18 protein-coding genes are annotated in these 20,567 nt (G+C 70.5%); 10 read left to right on the top strand and 8 right to left on the bottom strand.

Annotated features, from left to right (window positions below; genetic code table 11):
* Positions 1–295 precede the first annotated feature (295 nt).
* Positions 296–1,027 carry a GAF and ANTAR domain-containing protein gene (locus tag AB0J55_RS13355; RefSeq protein ID WP_364247151.1) on the top strand — a complete coding sequence of 244 codons (732 nt, stop codon included), beginning with the start codon at positions 296–298 and terminating at the stop codon, positions 1,025–1,027.
* Between the two features lie 3 nt (positions 1,028–1,030).
* On the opposite strand, the gene AB0J55_RS13350 is transcribed toward AB0J55_RS13355, so the two are convergent.
* Positions 1,031–1,237 (bottom strand): hypothetical protein, encoded by a 207-nt coding sequence (locus AB0J55_RS13350; protein ID WP_364247148.1) that lies wholly within the window; start codon positions 1,235–1,237, stop codon positions 1,031–1,033.
* A gap of 184 nt (positions 1,238–1,421) precedes the next feature.
* Here AB0J55_RS13350 and AB0J55_RS13345 point away from each other — a divergent pair, with 184 nt between their 5' ends.
* From AB0J55_RS13345 to ligD (AB0J55_RS13330), 4 genes are read left to right on the top strand one after another with little or no spacing between them, the layout of a single operon-like run.
* Positions 1,422–1,619: a hypothetical protein gene (locus tag AB0J55_RS13345; RefSeq protein ID WP_364247145.1), complete on the top strand. Its 198-nt coding sequence runs from the start codon at positions 1,422–1,424 to the stop codon at positions 1,617–1,619.
* A gap of 18 nt (positions 1,620–1,637) precedes the next feature.
* A complete protein-coding gene (locus AB0J55_RS13340) occupies positions 1,638–2,579 on the top strand; it encodes a Ku protein (RefSeq protein ID WP_364247142.1) in 942 nt (313 codons plus the stop codon).
* Positions 2,576–3,520, top strand: coding sequence for a non-homologous end-joining DNA ligase (gene ligD, locus AB0J55_RS13335; protein WP_364247139.1), 945 nt, complete (start codon positions 2,576–2,578; stop codon positions 3,518–3,520). Before AB0J55_RS13340 ends, ligD (AB0J55_RS13335) begins: the two co-directional genes overlap by 4 nt.
* The gene (gene ligD / locus AB0J55_RS13330; protein ID WP_364247137.1) at positions 3,517–4,380 is read left to right on the top strand and encodes a non-homologous end-joining DNA ligase; all 864 of its coding nucleotides are present in this window, start codon (positions 3,517–3,519) and stop codon (positions 4,378–4,380) included. The genes ligD (AB0J55_RS13335) and ligD (AB0J55_RS13330) overlap by 4 nt, the downstream gene beginning before the upstream one ends.
* Here the strand turns inward: ligD (AB0J55_RS13330) and AB0J55_RS13325 are convergent.
* Complete coding sequence (locus AB0J55_RS13325) at positions 4,373–5,005, bottom strand: UdgX family uracil-DNA binding protein (protein ID WP_364247135.1); 633 nt, start codon at positions 5,003–5,005, stop codon at positions 4,373–4,375. The genes ligD (AB0J55_RS13330) and AB0J55_RS13325 overlap by 8 nt on opposite strands.
* A gap of 88 nt (positions 5,006–5,093) precedes the next feature.
* Here AB0J55_RS13325 and AB0J55_RS13320 point away from each other — a divergent pair, with 88 nt between their 5' ends.
* Positions 5,094–5,510 carry a CBS domain-containing protein gene (locus AB0J55_RS13320; protein ID WP_364247132.1) on the top strand — a complete coding sequence of 139 codons (417 nt, stop codon included), beginning with the start codon at positions 5,094–5,096 and terminating at the stop codon, positions 5,508–5,510.
* Between the two features lie 60 nt (positions 5,511–5,570).
* Here the strand turns inward: AB0J55_RS13320 and AB0J55_RS13315 are convergent, their stop codons facing one another.
* The 6 genes from AB0J55_RS13315 to AB0J55_RS13290 all read right to left on the bottom strand — a co-directional run bounded on the left by AB0J55_RS13315 (position 5,571) and on the right by AB0J55_RS13290 (position 12,379).
* A complete protein-coding gene (locus tag AB0J55_RS13315; RefSeq protein WP_364247129.1) occupies positions 5,571–5,876 on the bottom strand; it encodes a DUF3040 domain-containing protein in 306 nt (101 codons plus the stop codon).
* A 65-nt stretch (positions 5,877–5,941) separates the two neighbouring features.
* Entirely contained in the window at positions 5,942–7,708 is a 1,767-nt protein-coding gene (locus tag AB0J55_RS13310) for an IlvD/Edd family dehydratase (RefSeq protein WP_364247127.1), read from the bottom strand.
* A 91-nt stretch (positions 7,709–7,799) separates the two neighbouring features.
* Positions 7,800–9,221, bottom strand: a complete 1,422-nt coding sequence (locus tag AB0J55_RS13305) for a GH1 family beta-glucosidase (protein ID WP_364247124.1) — start codon at positions 9,219–9,221, stop codon at positions 7,800–7,802.
* 2 nt (positions 9,222–9,223) lie between these two features.
* Entirely contained in the window at positions 9,224–10,081 is an 858-nt protein-coding gene (locus AB0J55_RS13300; RefSeq protein WP_364247121.1) for a carbohydrate ABC transporter permease, read from the bottom strand.
* Positions 10,078–11,067, bottom strand: coding sequence for a sugar ABC transporter permease (locus tag AB0J55_RS13295; RefSeq protein ID WP_364247119.1), 990 nt, complete (start codon positions 11,065–11,067; stop codon positions 10,078–10,080). Before AB0J55_RS13295 ends, AB0J55_RS13300 begins: the two co-directional genes overlap by 4 nt.
* Positions 11,068–11,071: 4 nt before the next feature.
* Positions 11,072–12,379, bottom strand: coding sequence for an extracellular solute-binding protein (locus AB0J55_RS13290; protein WP_364247117.1), 1,308 nt, complete (start codon positions 12,377–12,379; stop codon positions 11,072–11,074).
* A gap of 250 nt (positions 12,380–12,629) precedes the next feature.
* On the opposite strand from AB0J55_RS13290, the gene AB0J55_RS13285 reads away from it, so the two are divergent.
* The 4 genes from AB0J55_RS13285 to AB0J55_RS13270 all read left to right on the top strand — a co-directional run bounded on the left by AB0J55_RS13285 (position 12,630) and on the right by AB0J55_RS13270 (position 20,390).
* The gene (locus tag AB0J55_RS13285; RefSeq protein WP_364248179.1) at positions 12,630–13,625 is read left to right on the top strand and encodes a LacI family DNA-binding transcriptional regulator; all 996 of its coding nucleotides are present in this window, start codon (positions 12,630–12,632) and stop codon (positions 13,623–13,625) included.
* Positions 13,626–14,060: 435 nt separating this feature from the next.
* Positions 14,061–16,979 carry a glycoside hydrolase family 48 protein gene (locus AB0J55_RS13280; RefSeq protein WP_364247115.1) on the top strand — a complete coding sequence of 973 codons (2,919 nt, stop codon included), beginning with the start codon at positions 14,061–14,063 and terminating at the stop codon, positions 16,977–16,979.
* A gap of 10 nt (positions 16,980–16,989) precedes the next feature.
* On the top strand, positions 16,990–18,522 hold the full coding sequence (locus AB0J55_RS13275; protein WP_364247112.1) for a cellulase family glycosylhydrolase: 1,533 nt from the start codon (positions 16,990–16,992) through the stop codon (positions 18,520–18,522).
* Between the two features lie 41 nt (positions 18,523–18,563).
* A complete protein-coding gene (locus AB0J55_RS13270; protein WP_364247110.1) occupies positions 18,564–20,390 on the top strand; it encodes a glycoside hydrolase family 6 protein in 1,827 nt (608 codons plus the stop codon).
* The last annotated feature ends 177 nt before the right edge of the window (positions 20,391–20,567 follow it).

Here is a 20,567-nt window from a genome sequence, read left to right as displayed (position 1 = left end):
GTTCGCCACCGTCCTGGTGCGGCGCGGGGCCCGCGGCGCCGCGCTCCGGGGGAGATCGAGGCGGCTGCTGGTTGAACCGTCCACCGAGCCTAGCTGCGCGTGCACGGCCCGCAACCGTCGTTGCTCCGAACGGGCGCGTGGCACGCCACGGCGGTGACCGCTCGTGCCCGGGCTCGCCGGGATGCAGTAATCTCGCGCTGGACCCGTTAAAGCGCTAGCGGCCCACTAGTGGCGCGCGCCCGGGTCCTCCCTGGTCCACCAGCGCCCTGAGGAAAGAAGAAGGGGCGTCACCAGGATGACGGGCGGCGATGAGCGGCTCACCGCACGGCTGGACGAAGTCACGCTCGCGATGGGGTCGCTGACCGCGATGCTGGACAGCGAACTCGATCTCGGCCAGATGCTGCAGGCGGTGTGCGACCACGCCGTGCAGGTGGTGCCGGGAGCCGACATGGCGAGCATCACCCTGGTGCGCGACGGGGTGCCGGAGACGGTGGCCAGCACCGACCAGCGGGCGGTGAACTTCGACCGCGAGCAGTACCGGATCGGGGACGGGCCGTGCCTGCGCGCGGCCGAGACCGGGCAGCCGGTCCGGGTCGGCGTCGGCGCGGTGGGGGACCTGTGGCCGCAGTTCGTGTCGGCGGCCGAACAGCTCGGCGTGGCCAGCTTCCTCGCCGCGCCGCTGACGGTGGACGAGGACATGTCGGGCGCGGTCAACCTGTTCGGCTTCGGCGAGCACGGGTTCAGCGAGCTGGGCACCAAGATCCTGGAGCTGTACACCGCGACCGTGGTGATCGGCCTGCGCAGCGCCCGGCGGTACTTCGCGGCCCGCGAGCTGGTCGACCAGCTCAACCGGGCGCTGGAGACGCGGGCGGTGATCGACCAGGCCAAGGGCATCCTGATGGCCGCGCACCGGATCACGGCGGAGGAAGCGTTCCAGCGGCTGGTGAAGCGCTCCCAGGACGGCAACCGGAAGCTGCACGAGGTGGCGGCGGAGTTCGTGACGGTGGTGGCGGCGACGACGTCGTGAGCGCTAGCCGGCGGCCACCTCGTCTGGGGGCACCTCCGCGGCGGGCGGCTCCGGCTGGTGCTTGCTGCGCTGGCACGTCGTGCAGACGAGGGTGCGGCCGAGCACGGTGCCGTCGTCGGCGACGACCTTGGCCACGTGCATCGTCGGGAAGCCGCACACCTCGCAGGGCAGTGACCCGTCTTCGCGGCTGATGCGGAGCTGGGTGCCCATCCGGCCTCCTGTGTGACGTGGGTCTCACCACCTTGCCCGCGTCCGGGCCGAGAGCCCGGCAGATTCACTCGTTCGGCCTAGTGTGGGGCGTCTCCGGTGCCTCCTTCGGTGACACCTGTGTCGCGTGAGGTGATCCGGGGTAACCCGCCCGCGAACTGTCCCGGAGATCCGGAGGGGAGCGAACATGCGAGACAAGCGCAACGACCTGCGGCCGGTGGCGGACCTCCTGCTCGACGGCGGGGATTCGCCCGACCAGGTGCGCCTGCGGCGCAAGGCGGCCCGGGCCGTCGCCGCGCGGGCCAAGGACCCCGAGGACTGCGCGCGGCTGCTGGAGATGCTGGGGCTGCACCGCAGCGGCACCCGCGCCAGCGACGTCGCCTGACGCAGGCGGGAGGACGACATGGCCCGACCGGTGTGGAGCGGCGCGCTGAGCCTGGGACTGGTCACCGTGCCGGTGGAGCTGTACCCGGCGGTGGCGGACCACACGATCCACTTCCACCAGTTCGAACGCGGGACGTCGGACCGGATCCGCAACCGCCGCGTCAACGAGCGGACCGGCGAGGAGGTCACCCAGGACGAGATCGTCAAGGGCTACGACCTCGGCGGCGGCGACCACGTGCTCGTCGAACCGGACGAGCTGGACGAGATCGCGCCCGAGCGGTCCCGCCGGATCGACATCGAGCAGTTCGTCGAGCTCGACGAGATCGACCCGTGGTTCTTCGACAAGACGTACTGGCTCAAGCCGGCGAAGGAGGACTTCGCCAAGGCGTACGGCCTGCTGCTGCAGGCGATGGACCGCAGCGAGAAGGCCGGTGTCGCGAAGTTCGTGCTGCGCGGCAAGGAATACCTCGCCGCCGTCCGCGCCGGCGAGGACGTCATGGTGCTCAACACGCTGCACTTCGTCGCCGACCTGCGGAAGCCGAAGGACGTCATGGGCAAGCTGCCGGAGCTGCCGAAGCCGCGGCCGAAGGAGCTCGACATGGCGCTCGCCCTGGTCGACGAGATGACCGCGCCGTGGAAGCCCGAGGACTACCGCGACGAGTACTCGAAACGCGTCGAAGAGCTGATCAAGGCGAAGGAAGCGGGCAAGGAGATCGCCCACGAGGAGGAGCCGGAGCCTTCCGCCGACGTCGTCGACCTGTTCGAGGCGCTGTCGCGCAGTGTCAAGAACCGCAAGAGCGGCGGCAAGGAACCGAAGAAGAAGGCCGCGAAGCAGCCGAAGCAGCCCGAGTTGTCCGAGCTGTCGAAGTCCGATCTGGACAAGCTGGCCCGCGAGCAGGGCGTGAAGGGGCGGTCCAAGATGACGCGCGCCGAGCTCGAAAAGGCGCTGAAGGCGTCGTGAGCGCCCCGGGCTGGCGCGAGCCGACCCTGGCCACGCTCACCGATCGCCGGTTCTCCGACGCGGGCTGGATCTTCGAACGCAAGCTGGACGGCGTCCGCGCGATCTGCGTGCGCGACTCCGGCCGGCCGACGCTCTTCTCGCGTAACCACAAGGTGATGGACAACGCCTACCCGGAACTCGTCGAGGCGCTCGCGGACCAGGGTGGCCCGCGGTTCGTCGCGGACGGCGAGATCGTGGCGTTCGACGGGCCCACCACGAGCTTCGCCGCCCTGCAGCCGCGGATCCACGTCTCCGACCCGGAGCGCGCCCGCGCGACCGGGGTCAAGGTCTACTACTACCTGTTCGACCTGCTGTACTACGACGGCCACGACACGACCGGCCTGCCGCTGCGGCAGCGGAAGGCGTTGCTGCGGGACGCCTTCGACTTCGCCGACCCGCTGCGGCTGTCCGCGCACCGCAACACCGAGGGCGAGAAGTTCTACGCGGAAGCGTGCCGGCGCGGCTGGGAAGGCGTCATCGCCAAGCGGGCGGACGCGCCGTACCACCACGGGCGCTCACCCGACTGGCTGAAGTTCAAGTGCGCGCAGGGCCAGGAGCTCGTCATCGGCGGCTTCACCGACCCGCAGGGCGCCCGCCACGGCTTCGGCGCGCTCCTGCTGGGCTACCACGAGGACGGCGGGCTCAAGTACGCCGGCAAGGTCGGCACCGGCTTCGACGAGAGGCTGCTGACGTCGCTGCACGCGCAGCTGAAGGAGCGGGAGACCGCGCGGTCGCCGTTCGCCGCGCCGGTCAAGGAGCCCGGCGCGCACTGGGTGCGGCCGGAGCTGGTGGCGCAGATCGGCTTTTCGGAGTGGACGCGCGACGGGCGGCTGCGGCACCCGCGGTTCGCCGGGCTGCGCGAGGACAAGAAAGCGGCGGACGTCGTACGGGAGCGCGCGTGAAGATTTCCCACCCGGACAAGGTGTTCTACCCCGAGGACGGCCTGACCAAGGGCGACGTCGCCGAGTACTACCGGGCGGTGGCCGACGTCATGGTGCCCCACCTGCGCGGCCGTCCGCTGACCCTGCGGCGCTACCCCGACGGCATCGGGAAGCAAGGCTGGTTCCAGAAGCACCCGGGGGAGCACTTCCCGGACTCGATCCGGACCGAGCGCGTGCCCCGCCGCGACGGCGGCACGGACGAGTACGTGCTGTGCGAAGACGCCGGAACGCTCGAATACCTGGTGAACCAGGGCACCCTGGAATTCCACGTCTGGTTGTCCACAGTGGACGCACCGGAGCGGCCCGACCGGCTGGTGCTCGACCTCGACCCGCCGGACGGCACCCCGGTCGCCGAGCTGCGCGCGGTCGCCCGGCGCATCCGCGACCACTACGAACGCGCGGGCCTGACGGCGTTCGTCCAGGCCACCGGCGGCCGCGGCTTCCACGTGCTCGCGCCGCTCGACGCGAAATCGGACACCGAAACCGTGCTGGAGCTCGCCCGCGTCCTCGCCGAGCGGGTCGCCGAGGACGACCCGGAACGGCTGACGACGGCCCAGCGCAAGGAGAAGCGCGGCGACCGGATCTTCCTGGACGCCAACCGCAACGGGTACGCCCAGACGTTCGTCGCCCCCTACTCGCTGCGGGCCCGCCCGGGCGCGGCGGCCGCGACGCCGCTGGACTGGCGGGAGCTGGGCGGCGCCGACCCGGACGGGTGGTCCCCGGCGAAGGAGAAGCGCCGGCTGGCGCGCAAGGAAGACCCCTGGCGGGATCTGGACGAGCACGCCGCCTCGGCCGAAGCGGCCCTGAAGGACCTCACTTGAGCAGCTTGCCCGCGGCCTTCAGGTCGGCGACGAAGGCCGCGTAGGCGTCGTCGCGGTCCGGGGCCCGCAGCACGGCCGACGGGTGGACCGTCGCCACCGCCGACGGCACCAGCTCGGCCACGTCCGCCGGCGCTTCCACCGGCTCCCCGCGGTGGGCGGTGAGCCGGAACTTCGGGCCCAGCAACGACTGCGCGGCCGTCGCGCCCAGCAGCAGCACCAGATCGGGGCGCACCGCGCGCAGCTCGGCCAGCAGCCACGGGCGGCAGGCGACCACCTCGGTGCGGCCCGGCTTCTGGTGGATCCGGCGTTTCCCGCGCTCGTCGCGCTTGAACTTGAAGTGCTTGACCGCGTTGGTGACGTACAGCGACTGCCGGTCGATCCCGGCTTCCTCGAAGGCGCGGTCCAGCAGCTTCCCGGCGGGCCCGACGAACGGTTCGCCCGCGAGGTCCTCCTTGTCGCCCGGCTGCTCGCCGACGACGAGGACCTTCGCCCCGGTCGGCCCTTCGCCGAACACGGTCTGCGTGGCGTCCTGGTACAGGGGGCACCCGGTGCAGCCGGACGCCGCCGACCGCAGGCGTGCGAGGTCGGTGGTGTCCGGCGGCTCGGCGCCGCGGGAATCCGGCATGTGCCGGGAAATTCCCCGGCCGGCCCGCGGGTAAACCTGCCGTACCCGGGTAGCCGGAAGACAACGGCACGACAGGAAGGAGTTCACGATGACCACCGCACGCGACATCATGACGTCGGACGCGACCTGCGCCCGCGAGTCGGACACCGTGCACGACGCCGCGGTCACCATGGCGCAGAAGGGTGTCGGTGCCCTGCCGATCTGCGGTGAAGACAACCGCCTGAAGGGCATGATCACCGACCGTGACATCGTGGTGAAGGTGCTGGCCGAGGGCAAGGACCCGCGCGCGGTCCACGTCGGCGAGCTGGCCCAGGGCGAGGTCGTGACGATCGGCGCGGACGACGACGCCCAGGAGATCCTGCGGACGATGTCCGAGCACCGCGTCCGCCGGCTGCCGGTGATCGACGGGCACGACCTGGTCGGCATCGTCGCACAGGCCGACGTGGCCCGGGCGCTGTCGAACCCGACCGCCGGCGAGCTCGTCGAGGCGCTGTCCTACGACTGAGCCGACGGCGTACGAGACGGCCGCCCGCGGGCACGCGGGCGGCCGTCGGCGTGTGGGGGGTCAGGCGGACCCGGCCGTCGCCGCATCGTCCTCAGTGGACTCGCGGGTCGACTCGGCGCGGGCGATGTGCCAGGCCACGAGCGCTCCCGCGCTCACCGTGCCCCAGAGCACGAGCGCGGCGTCCCTGGCGAAGAGGCCGACCACGAGCATCACCACCGCCGTGATGTCGCAGAGCACCAGCAGCAGGTTCCACCGCCTCGGCGCGCGCAGCTTCGGGCCACTGAAGGCGGCGGCGAACGCGGGATCGCTCGCTGTCAGCTCCGCCTCGATTTCCCGCAGGGCGTGGCGTTCACGATCCGGGAGCATGGGGGACCTCCTCGCCTCGGCTACCGGGCTGGATACCCGTTTTCCCCGCTTCCGAAGCGGCAAACTCAGTGGTTGTCGCGCGGAATTCCCTTCGTCGCCGCGATGCGCTGGTACGCCACCGCCGGGCGCAGCACCATGCCGTCGCACAGCTGGTCGACCATCGACCGCTGGATCTCCTGCCACGGCGTCTGCGATTCCGGCACCGGGTAGCCGCCGGCCTCGGCCAGCTCCTGGTGCCGCAGCGCCAGCTCCTCGTCGGAGATGAGGACGTCGGCGGTGCCGGCCCGCAGGTCGATCCGCACCCGGTCGCCGGTGCGCAGCACGGCGAGCCCGCCGCCGGCCGCGGCTTCGGGGGAGGCGTTGAGGATCGACGGCGACCCGGAGGTGCCCGACTGGCGGCCGTCGCCGAGGCAGGGCAGCTCGTGCACGCCCCGCTTGATCAGCTCCGCCGGCGGCCGCATGTTGACCACCTCCGCCGAGCCCGGGTAGCCGAGCGGGCCGGTGCCGCGCATGACCAGCAGCGAGTGCTCGTCCACGCCGAGGTCCTCCTCGTCGATGCGGGCGTGGTAGTCCTCGGGGCCGTCGAACACGACCGCGGTGCCTTCGTAGACACCGCCGGCCAGGTACCGCTGCCGGAATTCCGGCGAGATGACGCTCGACTTCATGATCGCCGCCTCGAAGAGGTTGCCCTTGAGCACCAGGAACCCGGCGTCGGGGGTGAGGGCGGTGTCGAAGGTCCGGATGACGTCCCGGTCGCCGGCTTCGGCGTCGCGGCAGTTGTCGCCGAGCGTGCGGCCGTTGACCGTGCGAGCGTCCTCGTGGACCAGCCCGTGCCGCATCAGCTCGTGCACGACGGCGGGGACCCCGCCGGCGCGGTGGAACTCCTCGCCGAGGTACTTGCCCGCGGGCTGCAGGTCGACCAGCAGCGGGACGGCGTGGCCGAGCCGCTGCCAGTCGTCCAGGGGCAGGTCGACGCCGATGTGCCGGGCGATGGCGCCGACGTGGATGGGGGCGTTGGTGGAGCCGCCGATCGCGGAGCTCACCACGATGGCGTTCTCGAACGCCTCGCGCGTCAGGATGTCCGACGGCTTGAGGTCCTCGCGGACCATCTCGACGATCCGCAGCCCGGTCCGGTAGGCCATCCGCGCCCGGTCGCGGTGCGGCGCCGGGATGGCCGCGCAGCCGGGCAGGCTCATCCCGAGGGCCTCGGCGAGCGCGTTCATCGTGGACGCGGTGCCCATCGTGTTGCAGTGCCCCGGCGACGGCGCGGACGACGCGACGAGCTCCATGAACCCGGCGTCGTCGATCTCGCCCGCGGCGAGCAGCTCCCGCGCCTTCCAGATGATCGTGCCGGAGCCGGTGCGCTCGCCGTTGAACCAGCCGTTGAGCATCGGGCCACCGGACAGCACGATCGCCGGGAGGTCGACGGTCGCGGCGGCCATCAGGCACGCCGGCGTCGTCTTGTCGCAGCCGGTGGTGAGCACGACGCCGTCGATGGGGTACCCGTAGAGCGTCTCGACCAGGCCCAGGTAGGCGAGGTTGCGGTCCAGCGCGGCGGTCGGGCGCTTGCCCGTCTCCTGGATCGGGTGGACGGGGAACTCGATCGCGATCCCGCCCGCCTCGCGGATCCCTTCCCGCGTCCGGTCGGCCAGCTGCAGGTGGTGGCGGTTGCACGGGGTGAGGTCCGAGCCGGTCTGCGCGATCCCGATGACCGGTTTGCCGGACTGCAGCTCTTCGCGGGTGATCCCCCAGTTCATGTACCGCTCGAGGTAGAGCGCGGTCATCCCGGGGTCGGCGGGGTTGTCGAACCAAGCTTCGCTGCGCAGTCCCATACCGGCCAGTCTGGCAACCACACTCCCGGAATGCACGCCCCCGGAGGGCCGTGGCGGGCACCCGCGCCGGTGCCCGCCACGAACTTCCCCCTCAGCCCAGCCCGTTGAGGCCGATCACCCGGGAGTACCAGTGCGCACTCTGCTTCGGCGTCCGCCGCTGGGTCTCGTAGTCGACGTGGACCAGGCCGAACCGCTTCGCGTACCCCTCGGCCCACTCGAAGTTGTCCAGCAGCGACCAGTAGAAGTAGCCGCGCAGGTCGACGCCGGCCTGGATGGCGTCGTGGCACGCCCGCAGGTGGGAGTCCAGGAACGCGACGCGGTCGGTGTCGACGATGTCGCCGCCGTCGCCGACGACGTCGGGGTAGGCCGCGCCGTTCTCCGTGATGTACAGCGGCACCGGCCGGTAGCCGCGGTGCACCTGCAGCAGCGACTCGGTCAGCCCGGCCGGCTGGACCTCCCAGCCGGAGTCGGTGCGCGGCGCCGCCGGGTCCGGGACGAAGTGCACGTCGGCGGCGCCGGGCCACTCCGGGCCCGCCGGCTCGCTGCCCGGCACCGGGCGGCCCGCGACGCGGTAGTCGCGGTAGTAGTTCACGCCGAGCCAGTCGACGTGGGCGGCGATGACGGCGGCGTCTTCGTCGCGCACGACCGAGCCGAGCCCGAACGGCTCGAGGTCGGCGACCAGGTCGTCGGGGTAACCGCCGCGCAGCACCGGGTCGAGGAACAGCCGGTTCTGCAGGCCGTCGATCCGCCGGGCCGCGGCCACGTCGGCCACGTTCGCCGGGTCGTGCGGGGCCACCGGGTACAGGTTCAGCGTGATGCCGGCCTGGGTGCCCGGGGCGTGCCGTCGGATGATGTCCATCGCCAGCCCGTGGCCCAGCAGCAGGTGGTGCGTGGCGGCGACGGCCGCGGGGTGGTCGGTGCGGCCGGGGGCGTGGATGCCGCCCGCGTAGCCGAGCATGGCCGCGCACCAGGGCTCGTTGAGCGTCGACCAGCTGGCGACCCGGTCGCCCAGCCGCTCCAGCACGGTCTCGGCGTACTCGGCGAACCGGTACGCGGTGTCCCGGTTCGCCCAGCCGCCCTGCTCCTCCAGCGTCTGCGGGAGGTCCCAGTGGTAGAGGGTCGCCCACGGCTGGACCCCGGACTCGAGCAGGCAGTCGACCAGCCGGTCGTAGAAGGCGAGCCCGGCGGCGTTGGGCGCACCGCCGTCCGGCCGCACCCGCGGCCACGCCAGCGAGAAGCGGTAGGCACCGAGGTTGAGCCGGCGCATCAGGCCGACGTCTTCGGAATACCGCCGGTAGTGGTCGGCGGCCGGTTCGCCGTTGTCGCCGCCGCGGACCGCGCCCGGACGGCGGGCGAAGACGTCCCAGACCGAGTCGGTGCGCCCGTCGGCCGTCGTGGCCCCTTCGACCTGGAACGCCGCGGTGGCGGCACCCCAGACGAAGCCGGGCGGGAACATCAGCGCGGCGTCTTCCCGGACCTCGGTCGCCCGAACGCTGTCGGGTTCTACGGACATGTTCACCCTTTCACGGCACCTTGCATGATCCCGGCCACGATCTGGCGGCCGAGGAGGACGAAGACGATGAGGATGGGGATGGTGGCCAGGGTCGTGCCGGCCAGGACGAGCGAGTAGTCGACGTAGTAGCCGCTCTGCAGCTTTTCCAGGGCCACCTGGACGGTGGGGTTGCCGGCGTCCAGCACGACGAGCGGCCACAGGAAGTCGTTCCACGACATCATGAACGTGAACATCGCGAGGATCGCCGCGGCCGGGCGCACGGCGGGCAGGCAGACGTTCCAGAAGATCCGGATCATGCTGCAGCCGTCGACGCGCGCGGCCTCGATGAGCTCGTACGGCAGAGCGTCCACTGTGTACTGCCGCATCCAGAACACCCCGAACGCGGTGACCAGGTTGGGCACGATCACCGACTCGAGGTGCCCGGCCCAGCCCAGCTCCGACATCGCGATGAACAGGGGGATGATGCCGAGCTGGGTCGGCACGGCCAGCGTGACGACGATGAACACGAACAGCCCGTTCCGGCCGCGGAACCGCAGCTTGGCGAAGGCGAACCCGGCCAGCGACGAGAACAGCACGGTGGTGAGGGTGACCGTGCCGGACACGATGACGCTGTTGCCCAGCGCCTTCCAGAACGGCACCGTGTCGAACACCCGCTGGGCGTTCGCGAAGAAGTTCCCGCCGGGGATGAACGGCGGGATGCGTTCGCTCAGCATCCCGTTGTCGCGGCTGGCCACCAGGAACGACCAGTAGAACGGGAACAGCGAGCCGAGCACGAAGATCGCCAGCACGACGTAGGTCGCCTTGCGCGGCTTGCCCAGCGTGGCCACGCTTCTGCGCAGCCCGGTCTGCAGGGTCGTCATTTCTTCTTCACCGCCGGAGTACGGGCGAGCCGGCCGGTGAGGAAGAAGTTCACCAGCGCGATGAGCACGATGATCACGAACAGCACCCAGGCGATCGCCGAGGCGTAGCCCAGGTTGTAGTTCTCGAACGCGGATTGGTACAGGTAGAGCGTCACGGTCTGGAACTGGTTGCTCGAGCCGCCGTTGTTGGACCCCGGCATGGCGTCGAACAGCTTGGGCTCGGTGAAGATCTGCAGGCCGCCGATCGTCGAGGTGATGGTGACGAAGATCAGCGTCGGCCGCAGCAGCGGCAGCGTGACGTTGAAGAACCGGCGCCACGTGCCCGCCCCGTCGATCAGCGCCGCCTCGTGCAGTTCCTTGGGAATGGCCTGCATGGCCGCCAGCACGATCAGGGCGTTGTACCCGGTCCAGCGCCAGTTCACCATGATCGCGATCGCGACGTGGCTGCCGAACCGGCTGGCCTGCCAGTCGACCGGGTCCAGCCCGATGGTCTGCAGCACGCCGTTGACCAGCCCGTACTTCGGGCCGAACAGGTTGGCGAAGATGATGCCGATCGCGACCAGGCTGGCCGCGTACGGCAGCAGGATGCCGATGCGCCAGCCGGTCGCCCCGCGCAGCCGGGCGCCGAGCAGGGCCGCCAGCAGCACCGCGATGATGATCTGCGGGACGCTGGAGAGCAGGAAGATGCTGACCGTGTTGGTCAGCGCGTTCCAGAACTGCCCGTCGCCGAACAGCTCCTTGTAGTTGTCGAACCCGATGAAGTCGGGGTCGTCGCTCCCGGCCTTCCACTTGAACAGCGAGACGTACGCGGTGTAGAGCAGCGGGAACAGGCCGACGATCCCGAACACGATGAAGAACGGCGCGACGTACAGGTACGGCGAAACCTTGACGTCCCACCGGCTCAACCGGTGACGGAAGGTGGGCCGGGGAGACACTCGCTCCCCGGCCTTACTCCCTTCTGGCGCGACCTTGTCGAGGACGGTCATCGGTTCAGCGCGTGATCTTCTTCGCGGCGTCGACCATCTGGTTCCAGCCGTCCGCCGCCGACTTGCCCTGTTCGACCGCCTGCAGGGCCGGGCTCGACGCGTTTTCCTGGATCTGGCCGTCACCGGGGCCCTTGTACTGCGGCTTCTGGACCTTCTTGGCCTGCTCGGCGAACAGCTCGCCGGCCTTCACGCCGCCGAAGTAGGCGTCGGTGTAGCTCAGCAGCGCCGGGTCCGAAAGCGCCTTGACCTGGCTGGGGAAGGTGCCCTTGGCCTGGAACGCCTTGATCTGCTGCTCCGGGGCGGTCAGCCACGCGGCCAGCTCGGCGGCCTCCTTCGGGTGCTTCGACTGCGTCGGCACGGTGAGGTACGAGCCACCCCAGTTGCCGCCGCCGCCGGGGAAGGCCGCGGTGACGGCCCACTTGTTCGCGTTCTCCGGGCCGGCCTGCTCCTTGATCACGCCGAGCATCCACGCCGGGCACACCTTCGTGGCGAACGCGCCCTGCTTGAAGCCGGTGTTCCACTCGTTGCTGAACGCGGTGAGCTTGGCCGATTCGCCCTTGGCGACCGCGTCGGTCACCTTGGTCCAGGCGTCCTTGATGCCCTGGTTGGTCTCGACCGCGAGCTTGTCGTCGGTGCTGATGTAGCCCTCGGGGAGCTGGTTGACCATGGCGTTGAAGTTCTGCGCGGCCGAGTCGAACCAGGCCTTGCCGCCGGAGTTCTTCACGTAGTCGGCGCCGGCCTGGAAGTAGCTGTCCCAGGTGGCGAACAGCGGCTTGACGGCTTCGGGGTCGTCCGGCAGGCCGGCGGCCTTGAACAGGTCCTTGCGGTAGCACATGGCGAGCGGGCCGATGTCGGTCCCGTAGCCGATGACCTTGCCGTCCTTGGTCTTGGCGGCGTCGTACTTCCAGCTCAGCCAGCGGTCGGGGGAGGCGTCGGCCGGGCCGATCTTGCTCAGGTCGTTGAACTTCGAGCCCTTGTCGAGGACGTCGGAGAGGTGCCCCTCTTCGACCGCCGCGACGTCGGCGAGTCCGGAACCCGCGGCCAGCTTCGTGATGAGGTCCTGGTGGTAGGGGCCACCCTGGCCGACCTTGCGGGGCGTGATCTTGATGTTGGGGTGCAGCCGCTCGTACTCCGGGATGAGGCCCTCGTAGCCGAACTCGTTGAACGTCGACAGCGTCAGTTCGACGTGCTCGTTCGGCGCCGCCGCGGCCGGGGTCTGCTGGTCACCACCGCCCCCGTTGCAGGCCGTGGCGCCGAGCGCCGTCATCGTGATGCCCAGTGCCAGGACCAGGCCGTTCCGGATCGTTCTCACGTGTCCAACCACCTTGTTGACGGGAATGAGCGCTCTCACTGCTGGGAGCCGATCTGGGAGCGCTCCCAGGTGTGGCAGAGTCTGCTGGGGGCGTTCACCGGTGTCAAGAGGTCGTAACCGGAGTGTTTCCTGCGAGGAGCGCTCCCGGACGCTCGCCTTGCGTGAACGTTAAGCTGAGTCGGTCCGGGTGGTTGTGGTGAGCGAGGGCGGTGCCGTGGGGCCTCGAGCAGGGGATGAAGAACGGCCGACACTGGAGGACGTCGCGGCGTTCGCCGGCGTTTCGCGGTCGACGGCGTCGCGGGCGCTGAACGACGACGCGTACGTCAGTGCGGCGGCGCGCGAGAAGGTGCTCGCCGCCGCCCGTGACCTGGGCTATTCCCCGAACCAGGCGGCGCGGTCGCTGGTCACCCGCCGCACCGGCGCGATCGCCGTGGTGCTGTCCGAGCCGGAGGCCCGGCTGCTCGACGACCCCTACCGCACCGCGGTCATGCGCGCCGGCTACCGCGAGCTCGCCGACGTCGGCCGCCAGATGGTGCTCATCTTCAGCGACACGCGCGAGGACCTGAGCAAGACCGTGCGGTTCCTGGAGGGCGGGCACGTCGACGGGGCGCTCGTCTTCGCCCCGCACCGCGCCGACCCGCTGCCCAAGGCCCTGCGGCTGCTGCGCATCCCGATCGTGTTCGGCGGCCAGGCGGCCGGCATTCGCCGGGGCGTCCACGTCGTCGACTTCGACAACGAGGGCGGCGCCCGGCTGGCGGTCCAGCACCTGGTCGCGGCCGGGCGGCGGCGGATCGCCACGATCGCCGGCCCGCAGGACCAGAGCGCCCCGATCGACCGGCTGGCCGGCTGGCGCAAGACCCTGCTCGACGCCGGCCTCGACCCCGCCGAACTGGCCGAAGAGGCCGACTTCACGCTGGCCGGCGGCGCGAACGCGATGTCCGCGCTGCTGGCCAAGCACCCGGACCTCGACGCGGTGTTCGTCGCCAGCGACATGATGGCGGTGGGCGCCCTGCGCACCCTCGACGCGGCCGGCCGCCGCATCCCGGACGACGTCGCGGTGGTCAGCTTCGACGACAACGCCACCCTCGCCCCGGCCATGGACCCGCCCCTGACCTCGGTCCACCAGGACCCCCGCGAGCAGGTCCACGCGATGGTCGAGATCCTGCTGCGGCTGCTCGACGACCAGGACCTCAAGCCGCGCCAGCACGTCCTCCCGGTCTCCCTGGCGGTCCGCGCCTCCAGCTGACCGCCGTGTCGACCCGCCCATCACGCGTGTCGTCCCTCCGATCACGCGTGTCGTCCATCCGGACACGCGTGTCGTCCACCTGGGCGCGGGTCCGCTTGCCCCGTCCCGCTCAACTCCCCGTGTGCTCGGCGAGTCGACGTTGCCCGCTCGGTGGGAGCCTTCGCGTCCAGGTGTACACGTTTGGCGCTAAATAACGTTTCACTGAACGCAGCGTCACCGCTTCGCTGGGCCGACCGGGTGACAAGCCGACGATCGATGGGGGCTGTTCAGGAGCGTTCAGCGGGCCGGAGTTCGCCCGGCGCGCAAGTGTGACGTCCGGGCCCGCGGTGTCCTTCTGACTCGATTCTTTACATCCAGGTTTCCGGCTGGCTACCGTCTGCGCCTGGAAGCGCTCCCAGATCGCTGGCTCCCTACGGACAAAGGAGTTCCGCAGCCATGCGTTCCTCCCCTCGAAAGCGCGCCCGTGCGCTGGCACTGGCCTCGGCCGTGCTGGCGGTCACGGGTGCGGTGGTCGCCCCACCACCGGCGCTCGGCGCCGACATCGCCTGTTCGGTCACCTACACCACCAACGACTGGGACACCGGGTTCACCGCCAACGTCTCGCTGCGCAACGACGGCGCCCCGCTCGACAGCTGGAAGGTCGGCTGGACGTTCCTCGACGGCCAGAAGGTCCAGCAGGGCTGGAGCGCCACGTTCGCCCAGTCCGGCGCCGCGGTCACCGCCACGAACATGTCCTACAACGGCCACCTCGACACCGGGGCCAGCACGTCGTTCGGGTTCAACGGCTCGAAGGGCTCGGCCAACCGCCCGCCCACCGACTTCTCGGTGAACGGCACCTCGTGCACCGGCGCGAACAAGGCACCGACGGTCACCCTGACCTCGCCGAGTTCAACCGGCACGTACTACGCCCCGGCGACGATCCCGCTGGCCGCGACCGCCGCCGACAGCGACGGCACGGTGAGCAAGGTCGAGTTCTACGCCGGTGACACGCTGCTGGCCACCGACACGGCGGCGCCGTTCGAGGGCAACTGGGGCAACGTCCCGGCCGGGACCTACTCGATCACGGCGAAGGCCTACGACAACAAGAACGCGAGCACGACGTCGAGCCCGGTCAGCGTGAAGGTCCTCTCCGGGCCGACGATCGTCGCCTCCCCGGCGACCGCGCAGGTCAAGCAGGGCGGGACGACGACGTTCGCGGTCAGCCTCGCCGGCGCCCCGACGGCCCCGGTCACCGTCGCCGTCGCGCGGACGGCCGGCAGCACCGACCTCACGGCGAGCCCGGCGAGCCTCACCTTCTCGACGACGAACTGGAACACCCCGCAGAACGTCACGGTGACCAGCGCCGACAACGGCGGAGACCTGGGCAGCGCGACCTTCACCGCGAGCAGCAGCGGCTACACCGCGGCCACCGTGACGGTCAACGAGATCTCGTCGTCCACTTCGGACTACCAGCTCGCGTTCCTCACCCAGTACAACAAGATCAAGGACCCGAACAACGGCTACTTCCGCAAGTTCGGGAACATCCTGGTGCCCTACCACTCGATCGAGACGCTGATCGTCGAGGCACCGGACCACGGCCACGAGACGACGTCGGAGGCGTTCAGCTACTACCTCTGGCTCGAAGCGGCGTACGGCCGGGTGACCGGTGACTGGGCCCCGTTCAACCAGGCGTGGACGTCGATCGAGACGTACGCGATCCCGTCGGCGGCGGACCAGCCGGGCAACAGCGGCTACAACGCGAGCAAGCCCGCCACCTACGCGGCCGAGTACCCGAGCCCGAAGTCCTACCCGTCGCAGCTGCAGAGCAACGTCTCGGTCGGGTCCGACCCGATCGCGGCCGAGCTCAAGGCGGCCTACGGCTCCCCGGACGTCTACGGCATGCACTGGCTGCTCGACGTGGACAACATCTACAAGTTCGGGCACTGCGAGGACGGCACGAACACCGCGCCGGCGTTCATCAACACCTTCCAGCGCGGCTCGCAGGAGTCGGTGTGGGAGACGGTCACCCAGCCCAGCTGCGACCTGTTGAAGTTCGGCGGCAAGAACGGCTACCTCGACCTGTTCACCGGCGACTCGTCCTACGCCAAGCAGTGGAAGTACACCGACGCGCCCGACGCGGACGCCCGCGCCGTGCAGGTGGCCTTCCAGGCCGAGAAGTGGGCGGCCGCGCAGGGCAAGAGCGCCGACGTCTCGGCGGTGGTGAAGAAGGCGTCGAAGATGGGCGACTACCTCCGGTATTCGCTGTTCGACAAGTACTTCAAGAAGATCGGCAACTGCGTCGGCGCGTCGAGCTGTGCGGCCGGCACCGGCAAGGACAGCGAGCACTACCTGATCTCGTGGTACTACGCCTGGGGCGGTTCGATGGACTCCTCCAGCGCCTGGGCGTGGCGGATCGGTGACGGCGCGGCGCACCAGGGCTACCAGAACCCGCTGGCCGCCTACGCGTTGTCCACCGACCCGGGCCTGAAGGTCACCTCGGCGACCGGCTCCCAGGACTGGGCGACCAGCCTCAACCGGCAGCTGGAGTTCCTGCAGTGGCTGCAGTCCTCCGAAGGCGGTCTCGCCGGCGGCGCGACCAACAGCTGGGACGGCCAGTACGGCACCCCGCCGGCGGGCACGCCGACGTTCTACGGGATGTTCTACGACTACCAGCCGGTCTGGCACGACCCGCCGAGCAACCAGTGGTTCGGCTTCCAGACCTGGGGCATGGAGCGGATCGCCGAGTACTACCAGGCGACCGGTGACGCCCGGGCGAAGAAGATCCTCGACAAGTGGGTTCCGTGGGCCATCGCCAACACCACGGTCGGCGCGGGCGGCAGCTTCCAGATCCCGTCCGACCTGACCTGGAGCGGCGCGCCGGACACCTGGAACGCCACCAGCCCGGGTGCGAACACCGGCCTGCACGTCACGGTGAAGAACTTCAGCCAGGACGTGGGTGTCGCGGCTTCGCTGGCCAAGACGCTGCTGTACTACGCGTCGGGGTCGAGCAACGCCCAGGCGAAGACGGTCGGGGAGCAGCTGCTCAACGCGCTGACGGCGAACGCCGACAGCAAGGGCATCGCGGTGCCGGAGACCCGGTCGGACTACGACCGGTTCGACGACAAGTACAACGCCACCACGGACCAGGGGCTGTACGTGCCCTCGGGCTGGACCGGCACGATGCCGAACGGCGACCCGATCAACGCGAACTCCACGTTCCTGTCGATCCGCTCGTTCTACAAGAGCGACCCGCAGTGGCCGAAGGTCCAGTCCTACCTGGACGGTGGCGCCGCACCGACGTTCACCTACCACCGGTTCTGGGCCCAGTCGGAGATCGCCACGGCGTTCGCCGCGCACGTCGCCCTGTTCGGCTGAAAGGTTCTTGATGAAGCGACTGCTCTCACTGGTGGTCGCCGCACTGGTCGGGGGCGCCGTTCTCACGGCGTCCCCGGCCGCCGCGGCCCTTCGGACCACCGCGGCGGCCGGCACGGGCACCGGGTTCTGGCACGCCAGCGGCTCCCAGCTGGTCGACTCGACCGGCGCGCCGGTCCGGATGACCGGGATCAACTGGTTCGGCGCCGAGACGGCCAACTACTCGCCGCACGGCCTGTGGAGCCGCAACTACAAGGACATGCTCGACCAGATGGCCGGGCTGGGGTACAACACGCTGCGGCTGCCGTACTCGAACCAGCTGTTCGACAGCGGTTCGAAGCCGGTCAGCATCGACCAGGTGCAGAACCCGGACCTGCAGGGCCTGACCGGGCTGCAGGTGCTCGACAAGATCGTCGCGTACGCCGGGGTCAAGGGCATGCGCGTGCTGCTGGACCGGCACCGGCCGGACTCCGGCGCGCAGTCCCCGCTCTGGTACACCGCCGCGTACTCCGAAAGCCGCTGGATCTCCGACTGGACGATGCTGGCCCAGCACTACAAGGGCAACCCGACGGTGATCGGCGCGGACCTGCACAACGAACCGCACTCCATCCAGGGTGGCGGGGGAGCGTGCTGGGGCTGCGGCGACACCGCGACCGACTGGCGGCTCGCCGCCGAACGGGCCGGCAACGCCGTCCTCGCGGCGAACCCGGACTGGCTGATCGTGGTCGAGGGCGTGGACTGCGTCAGCGGCACCGGTGACCCGCAGTGCGGCTGGTGGGGCGGCAACCTCTCCGGCGCGAAGCAGTTCCCGGTGCGGCTGTCCAAGCCGGACAAGCTGGTGTACTCGGCGCACGAGTACGCGACGTCGGTGTTCGCCCAGACGTGGTTCTCCGACCCGGCGTTCCCGGCGAACCTGCCGGCCCTGTGGGACCACTTCTTCGGCTACCTGCAGAAGCAGAACATCGCCCCGGTGCTCCTGGGTGAGTTCGGCTCGACGCTCGCCGACCCGCGCGACAAGGTCTGGCTGCAGGAACTGATGAAGTACGCGGGCACCGGACCGTCCGGGATGAGCTTCACGTACTGGTCGTGGAACCCGAACTCCGGGGACACCGGCGGCATCCTCAACGACGACTGGACCACGGTCAACCAGACCAAGCAAGCGATCCTGCAGCCGTACCTGATCCCGCCGGTCGGCTCCGGCGGCAACCCGGGCGGCGACCCGCAGCCCGCGGCGAGCTGCGCGGTCACCTACCACGTCGACAACACGTGGCAGGGCGGGTTCATCGCCACCGTGACGCTGAAGAACACCGGGTCGTCGGCGCTGAAGAACTGGGCGCTCGGCTGGACCGTGCCGTCCGGCACGCAGATCACCGGCGGCTGGAACGCCACGGTGTCGCAGACCGGGCAGCAGGCGAGCGCCAAGGCCCCCACGTGGGCACCCGACCTGGCCGGCGGCGCGTCCGTGTCGATCGGCATCCAGGCCACCGGCCCTTCGACCGGCGCACCGGGCGGCTTCGCCGTCGGCGCGACCGCCTGCACCACCTGACCCACCTGACCCACCCACCGAAGAACTAAGGAGCGCACTCGATGAAGAGTGAATTCTGGTCCGCGAAGAGGAAGTCACGGTTCGCCGTGGCGTCCTCGGTGACGGCGGCGGCGATGACCGCCGGATTGCTGGTGGCCGGGGGCAGTCCGGCGGGCGCCGCCACCGGCTGCAAGGTCACCTACACGGTCAACCAGTGGGACACCGGCTTCACCGCGAACGTCGCCGTGACCAACCTGGGCGACTCCGTCTCCTCCTGGAACGTCGAATGGGACTTCGGCGGCAACCAGCAGGTGCAGCAGGGCTGGAGCGCCACGTTCAGCCAGAGCGGCAAGCACGTGAGCGCGAAGAACCCGTCGTGGGGCGGGAACCTGGGCAACAACGCCACGGCCAGCTTCGGCTTCAACGGCTCGTACTCGGGCACCAACGACATCCCGACGTCGTTCTCGCTCAACGGTGCCCACTGCGACGGCACGCCGGGCGGGACCTCGACGACGCCGACCACGCCGACGACCCCCACGACCCCGACCACGCCGACGACCCCGACCACGCCCACCACCCCGACGACGGTCACCACGACGCCGCAGCCGGGGACCCACGTGGACAACCCGTACGCCGGGGCCAAGGGGTACGTGAACCCGGACTGGTCGGGCGAGGTGAGCGCGGCGGCCGCGGCCAAGGGCGGCACCCTGGGTGCCCAGATGGCCAAGGTGGCCAACACCTCGACCGCGGTCTGGCTGGACCGGATCGCCGCGATCGCCGGCACCACGGACTCGCGGGGCCTGCGCGGGCACCTCGACGCGGCGCTGGCCCAGGCGAGCGGCGGCACCCCGGTGACGATCCAGGTCGTCGTCTACGACCTGCCCAACCGCGACTGCGCGGCGCTGGCGTCCAACGGTGAGCTGAAGGCCGCCCAGAACGGCCTGGCCCGCTACAAGAGCGAGTACATCGACCCGATCGCCTCGATCATGGCCGACCCGAAGTACGCGCCGCTGCGGATCGTGGCGATCGTCGAGCCGGACTCGCTGCCCAACCTCATCACGAACACCTCGATGGCGACCTGCGCGGAAGCGCAGTCCACCGGCGTGTACACGCAGGGCATCCAGTACGCGCTGAACAAGCTGCACGCGATCTCCAACGTCTACAACTACCTGGACATCGCGCACTCGGCGTGGCTGGGCTGGGACAGCAACTTCGGTCCGTTCGTCAACCTGGTCAAGCAGACGCTGCAGGGCACCACGGCCGGCGTGAACAGCATCGACGGCTTCATCAGCGACACGGCCAACTACACGCCGCTGACCGAGCCGAACCTGCCGGACCCGAACCTGACCGTCGGCGGCCAGCAGCTGAAGTCGGCGACCTTCTACCAGTGGAACCCGTACTTCGCCGAGGTGCCCTTCGCCACGGCGATGTACAACGCGTTCGTCTCGGCGGGCCTGCCCAGCGGGATCGGCATGCTGATCGACACCTCGCGCAACGGCTGGGGCGGCGCGGCCCGGCCCAGCGGGGCGTCGGGGTCCACTGTGGACTCGTACGTGAACTCGGGCCGGATCGACCGGCGGCTGCACCGCGGCAACTGGTGCAACCAGAGCGGGGCGGGGCTGGGCGTGCGGCCCACGGCGTCCCCCGCGGCGCACTTCGACGCCTACGTCTGGATCAAGCCGCCGGGTGAGTCCGACGGCGCGAGCGCGCAGATCCCGAACGACGAAGGCAAGGGCGCGGACCCGATGTGCGACCCGACCTTCCACGGCAGCCAGCAGGCCAACGGCGGCAACCTGACCGGCGCCCTGCCGAACGCCCCGCTGTCGGGCAAGTGGTTCGAGGCCCAGTTCGAGGAACTGGTCCAGAACGCCTACCCGGCGGTGCAGTAAACCGGCTCCGGGCCGGGCGGTGCCGCGCAGCCGCCGTCCGGCCCGGTCTCCACCCCGGCGACCGCGGCCCGTCCCGCCGGGCCCGCTCGCCGCTGTCCCGCCCGGCCGCCTGACCGGCCGGGCGGGACCGCGGGACCCGGCCTGCCGTCGACGGTGACCCCGGCCGGGTCCCGCGGC

Source organism: Amycolatopsis sp. NPDC049688 (genome assembly GCF_040674975.1).
Lineage (GTDB): Bacteria > Actinomycetota > Actinomycetes > Mycobacteriales > Pseudonocardiaceae > Amycolatopsis.
The sequence above is the reverse complement of the archived record's forward strand: the minus strand, read 5'-3'. Positions and strand labels throughout refer to the sequence as shown.

What these genes read in the sequence shown, in the direction of transcription:
- AB0J55_RS13355 (WP_364247151.1), top strand. Translation starts at nt 296, where the DNA reads ATGACGGGCGGCGATGAGCGGCTCACCGCACGGCTGGACGAAGTCACG.
- AB0J55_RS13350 (WP_364247148.1), bottom strand. Translation starts at nt 1,237, where the DNA reads ATGGGCACCCAGCTCCGCATCAGCCGCGAAGACGGGTCACTGCCCTGC.
- AB0J55_RS13345 (WP_364247145.1), top strand. Translation starts at nt 1,422, where the DNA reads ATGCGAGACAAGCGCAACGACCTGCGGCCGGTGGCGGACCTCCTGCTC.
- AB0J55_RS13340 (WP_364247142.1), top strand. Translation starts at nt 1,638, where the DNA reads ATGGCCCGACCGGTGTGGAGCGGCGCGCTGAGCCTGGGACTGGTCACC.
- AB0J55_RS13325 (WP_364247135.1), bottom strand. Translation starts at nt 5,005, where the DNA reads ATGCCGGATTCCCGCGGCGCCGAGCCGCCGGACACCACCGACCTCGCA.
- AB0J55_RS13320 (WP_364247132.1), top strand. Translation starts at nt 5,094, where the DNA reads ATGACCACCGCACGCGACATCATGACGTCGGACGCGACCTGCGCCCGC.
- AB0J55_RS13315 (WP_364247129.1), bottom strand. Translation starts at nt 5,876, where the DNA reads ATGCTCCCGGATCGTGAACGCCACGCCCTGCGGGAAATCGAGGCGGAG.
- AB0J55_RS13310 (WP_364247127.1), bottom strand. Translation starts at nt 7,708, where the DNA reads ATGGGACTGCGCAGCGAAGCTTGGTTCGACAACCCCGCCGACCCCGGG.
- AB0J55_RS13305 (WP_364247124.1), bottom strand. Translation starts at nt 9,221, where the DNA reads ATGTCCGTAGAACCCGACAGCGTTCGGGCGACCGAGGTCCGGGAAGAC.
- AB0J55_RS13300 (WP_364247121.1), bottom strand. Translation starts at nt 10,081, where the DNA reads ATGACGACCCTGCAGACCGGGCTGCGCAGAAGCGTGGCCACGCTGGGC.
- AB0J55_RS13295 (WP_364247119.1), bottom strand. Translation starts at nt 11,067, where the DNA reads ATGACCGTCCTCGACAAGGTCGCGCCAGAAGGGAGTAAGGCCGGGGAG.
- AB0J55_RS13280 (WP_364247115.1), top strand. Translation starts at nt 14,061, where the DNA reads ATGCGTTCCTCCCCTCGAAAGCGCGCCCGTGCGCTGGCACTGGCCTCG.
- AB0J55_RS13275 (WP_364247112.1), top strand. Translation starts at nt 16,990, where the DNA reads ATGAAGCGACTGCTCTCACTGGTGGTCGCCGCACTGGTCGGGGGCGCC.
- AB0J55_RS13270 (WP_364247110.1), top strand. Translation starts at nt 18,564, where the DNA reads ATGAAGAGTGAATTCTGGTCCGCGAAGAGGAAGTCACGGTTCGCCGTG.